The following is a 4,507-nucleotide window of genomic DNA, read 5'->3' as shown; positions in this document are numbered from 1 at the left end:
TTATAAGGATGCTCTGAAAACTTTCCACCAAGTTGGTGGAAAAAATGAAACGGAATTATTCCACCAAGTTGGTGGAATATTTGAAGTCCCATGGAGACACCATTGCTTGATAATGGATAAAGTGAAAGACGATATAGACAAAGCTCTGTTCTATGTTCACCAGACGGTGGAGAACGGCTGGAGTCGTAGTATGCTGCTCAATTTCATTAGCACCGACCTTTATGAGCGGCAGGGCAAGGCACTGACTAACTTTACAAAAACATTGCCCGATGCGATGAGCGACCTTGCACAGGAGTTAACCAAAGACCCCTACAATTTTGCTTTCACGGGTATAACTGGGCGTTACAATGAACGATTGCTCAAAGATGCTCTACTGAATAACATTACCCGATTCCTGATTGAACTGGGTACGGGTTTCGCTTATGTGGGCAAAGAATATCGTTTAGAAATAGGCGAAACGGAAAACTTTATCGACTTGCTCTTTTATAATCTTTCGCTTTCCTGCTATGTGGTGGTAGAGGTAAAAATCGGTAAATTTGCTTTTGCCGACATCGGTCAATTAGGTGGATATGTGGTGGCTTGCAATCATTTGCTGCGTAAGGAAGGACGGGATAACCCAACCATCGGCTTACTGATTTGCAAAGAGAAAGACCGCATACAAGCCCAGTATGCTTTGGAGTCGAGCAGCCAACCTTTGGGTATTTCCGAATATGATCTGGAGAAGTTCTATCCCGAAAAAGTGGAAGGTACCATGCCTACCATTGAAGAGATAGAAGCTAAATTAAGAGATAACTAACATTGACTGGCAGAAAGTACTACCGAATCTATCTTATGAAACAGATGAAATTGGCGTCATAGCTCCATATAACAAACAAGTAGATGCAGTAAAATCCGCACTTGAAGAGGATATTGATGTCGCAACAGTCCATAAATTTCAGGGAAGAGAAAAGGATGCTATCATTATGACTACCGTCGACGATGTCATCACTTCCTTTTCCGACGATCCAAACCTGCTCAATGTTGCTGTTTCGCGGGCTAAGTCACAATTCTATTTAGTCGTATCGGGAAACGAACAACCCAAAGACTGCAATATCAGCGATTTGATTGCTTATATCGAATATAACAATGGCACTCCAGTAAGATTCATTCTATATTCGATTATCTATATGAGCAATACACAGATGCCCAAATTGCCTATTTGAAGAAACACAAGAAAATATCCGAATACGATTCCGAGAATCTTACATTTGCATTACTTGAAGATATCCTGAAAGAGAATATCAATATGCGTCATTTGAATATCATTTGCCATTTACCACTCTATATGTTGATCCAGGATTATTCTCTATTGAATGAAGAGGAAAGTAAATATGCTGCAAATATAAATACTCATATCGATTTTCTAATTTATAATCGTGTGAGTAAACAACCGGTATTGGCTATTGAGACGGATAGTTATACATTCCATAAATCGGGTACAAGTCAATCAGAACGTGATATTAAAAAAGATCGTATTTTAGAATTGTACGGAATTTCATTGGTGAGATTGTCTACTATTGGTAGTAATGAGAAGAAAATTATTGGAGATAAGTTAAGTGAAGTATTACATTTACATTAGAATAACCATCTCAAACCATAACTATATTTAACGTACACTCTCTTACCCAAATCAATATTCAGATTAATATACAAAAAGATAAAAAGACTTCCATTATTACGAATCAGAAGAAATACAAGAAGATGCAACTATCTGAAAAATTCAGATAGTTCAGTAAGAGGAAAAAGAGTTTTATCCCGAACGTCAAAACATAACTTTGAGAATTGTACTTTGCATAATCACTAAACTATATCGCACGTTTCATTACTCAATCAATACGATAAGCGATACATAAAATAATATTTATATTGCTAAATTTTCCCATTTACAGGGTCATTTACAGGGTCTTTACAGAGTCAAGTTCTAAATCAATATAAAAAATACGGTCCTGCCGACCCGTTGCATTACATATCTATGCCGAAGCCTAGGATACAGTGGGGGCATTAACCCTCCACACGGGGACAGAACCGTAATATCGCGAAACTACGAACATATTAAAAATATGTTCGTAGTCGTTTACGACTAAAGGCTCCTTGGCTTCCAGTCGGCAAAATAGACATGTAATGCCCTACAAAGATAAGACTATTTCCTTATAAAGCCAATAAAATCAATGTTTTATTATAAAATAATACAGAATGATATATAAAAATCTCAATAAAAAGATACGACCCTGATCCCCCGCTGCATTACAAATCTATTAGCCGCAGCCTAGGATATGAGTGGGGTAATTAACCTACCACACGAGGAACACAGAGCCGTACTATCATTAACTGCAAAGTATATATATACCTGCAACTGACGACAACTAAGGATCTCCTAAGACATATAAACGACTTAAGTATTGTAATGCAATACAAAGGTGAACATAAAATCCGAGAAAACCAAAGCACCAAGCATTATTCTTATAGCAAATGCACATTATATATCGCCTAAGATAAAATGACTGATATTTTAAAGAATTGAATCTAAACAGAAAAATCACCTTTGAAACACAATGTAACAAAGGTGATTTATTTGCACTAATTTCATTTCAAGATATTATTCCCGAAAGCTACTCTTTATTTTTCTGCGGTACTTCAATCCCCTCCGGCCATATAGCAGTTGTATAAGCCACAGCATCATTTCCATTACCGGTCAAGTCTTTTGCAATGTTATTTCCTTTACCTTCGTTGAACTTCCAGTAAGCTTTCAAACCAGTAGTTTGGGGATCAACATCATACATATTCCTGTAAATTTCTTCTTGTGAACGGAGCACATTCCATATACGTACTTCACAAATCTCTCCATTTAATTGCCGACTCATATCGTCGGGGTCTCCATAAGAGTGTCCTATCTTAAACATAAAGTCTCCTTTCTTCTGTTTTCCAAGGTTTATGGCTTCCCCATTTCCGTAATCGTCAATGCGGCTCTGCTCTTTACCATCTACATACATAATAGCAGCCTTTGTCTCCGTGTCATAAGTAACGGCAACATGATACCACTCACCAGGTTGCAACAGTTTACCATCATTGGCATTTGGAAATTTCATTTCATTAACCGCAAATTGCAATTGCTGTCTAGGAAAGCCAGAATCACCAAAACGTAACAAACAATATTGCTCAATACCCATAATGGATGAGATTTCAGTAAGAGGATCAAATCTATTCACTCGAACAACAGCTTCGAAAGTAAGTTGCTTCAATCCGTTTACTACATTAGCAGTAGGACTACCGGCAACAAATCCCGGTATCTCAAAATAATTGTTAGCAAGACTGACAGCAGTAGTTATAGCACTGGAACGACGCACTATGTAACAGATATTTTTAGATCCGCCCAATATGCTCATCCCTCCTGATGCTTCTCCAATAGTAACAGGTAATAGAAAGCTAGTGTCAATATCCAAGTCTATCAGGTTGGAAAATTCAATAGTTACCATTTCCGAATCTACACTTCCCTTAGGAATGACAACATGCTGGGTGGAGAACTTATAATACTTAGCATCCAACATTGCATAATTATTCCCTAAACGTGCATTATAATAACTTATCAATGAAGGATCTGTCCGAAAGCTGACATCTATATCCTGCTCAGCAGGATATGCCAGTACAGCAGAAATCTGTTGCTGTCCATCCTGTTTAAGATTATTAAATGTAAAATTAGCTATATCCTTCACTTTCGCCGCATCAATATATACACTATTACCAAAAGGAGATTCCTTAGTATAATCTTTGTTGTCACAACCTGTTATTAATAACAGGAAAACCATGACCAAACAATTATTACTTATTTTCATTATATTCTTGTTTTGAATTATCAGACTCATTATATCTTTAGTTTTAAGATTCATTTTATTTCTCACATTCCGGACGGACGTACCCATCCTTTTGAATACACATTATACATCTGGCGCAAAAGCCAGTCCAACGGTTTATAAGTATAAGAATACTCACCGGAAATAAATCCCCAATCATAAGGAGGATAGATGGATTGCCCCCAATAAGCACCATCATCCATCATAGCGTTAATGCCATCTCCTATCGCGATATCGTTCACCATTCCTTCATACATATTTTGCTCATTAGCTGTAAGATCAAACGCATATACAACAATATTATTTTTTTTACGCTTATTCATTTTCCAATCCACCATCCTATATTGCGATTTATCTCTCAAAGGATTTTCTCCTTTTTCATATACCTAAAATCCGCAACTATCATCCAATACACGATTAAGGGTAGATTTATGAGTCGTTAGTAGCAGCTTTCAGTAAAAAGCAACAGCACAACATCAATATGTAGCCACCATCCCCTTACCCCACGATGCGACTTGAGGTAATACGCAGATTCTAACCGGAAAGAAAGGATTCTTATCCGAATTCTGTTTTGAAAGGTCTTGCATAAGCCCGGTTTTCTGTATAGATATTCAGCACGT

Annotated in this window: 3 protein-coding genes and 1 pseudogene; 2 read left to right on the top strand and 2 right to left on the bottom strand. The window is 37.2% G+C overall.

From position 1 onward, the window contains the following. Positions 1 to 796: YhcG family protein (locus tag HMPREF0106_RS09185; protein ID WP_009040371.1), on the top strand; the 796-nt coding region annotated here is incomplete at its 5' end. Between the two features lie 10 nt (positions 797 to 806). Beyond that, positions 807 to 1,618 (top strand): annotated as a pseudogene (locus HMPREF0106_RS27130) (AAA domain-containing protein); the annotation flags it as partial. 1,030 nt (positions 1,619 to 2,648) lie between these two features. On the opposite strand, the gene HMPREF0106_RS09190 reads toward HMPREF0106_RS27130, so the two are convergent. Both HMPREF0106_RS09190 and HMPREF0106_RS09195 read right to left on the bottom strand, forming a co-directional pair. Continuing rightward, positions 2,649 to 3,899 carry a DUF1735 and LamG domain-containing protein gene (locus HMPREF0106_RS09190; protein WP_004310970.1) on the bottom strand — a complete coding sequence of 417 codons (1,251 nt, stop codon included), beginning with the start codon at positions 3,897 to 3,899 and terminating at the stop codon, positions 2,649 to 2,651. Positions 3,900 to 3,931: 32 nt separating this feature from the next. Beyond that, a complete protein-coding gene (locus tag HMPREF0106_RS09195) occupies positions 3,932 to 4,225 on the bottom strand; it encodes a hypothetical protein (protein WP_009040370.1) in 294 nt (97 codons plus the stop codon). Positions 4,226 to 4,507: the final 282 nt, after the last annotated feature.

This window comes from Bacteroides sp. D22 (assembly GCF_000163675.1).
Lineage (GTDB): Bacteria > Bacteroidota > Bacteroidia > Bacteroidales > Bacteroidaceae > Bacteroides > Bacteroides xylanisolvens.
Note: the sequence above shows the minus strand (reverse complement) of the source record. Positions and strands in the feature narration are given on the sequence as shown.

Bases quoted from the DNA above. Each gene is read 5' to 3' on its own strand.
- HMPREF0106_RS09195 (WP_009040370.1), bottom strand. From the start codon at position 4,225: ATGGTGGATTGGAAAATGAATAAGCGTAAAAAAAATAATATTGTTGTA.
- HMPREF0106_RS09190 (WP_004310970.1), bottom strand. From the start codon at position 3,899: ATGAGTCTGATAATTCAAAACAAGAATATAATGAAAATAAGTAATAAT.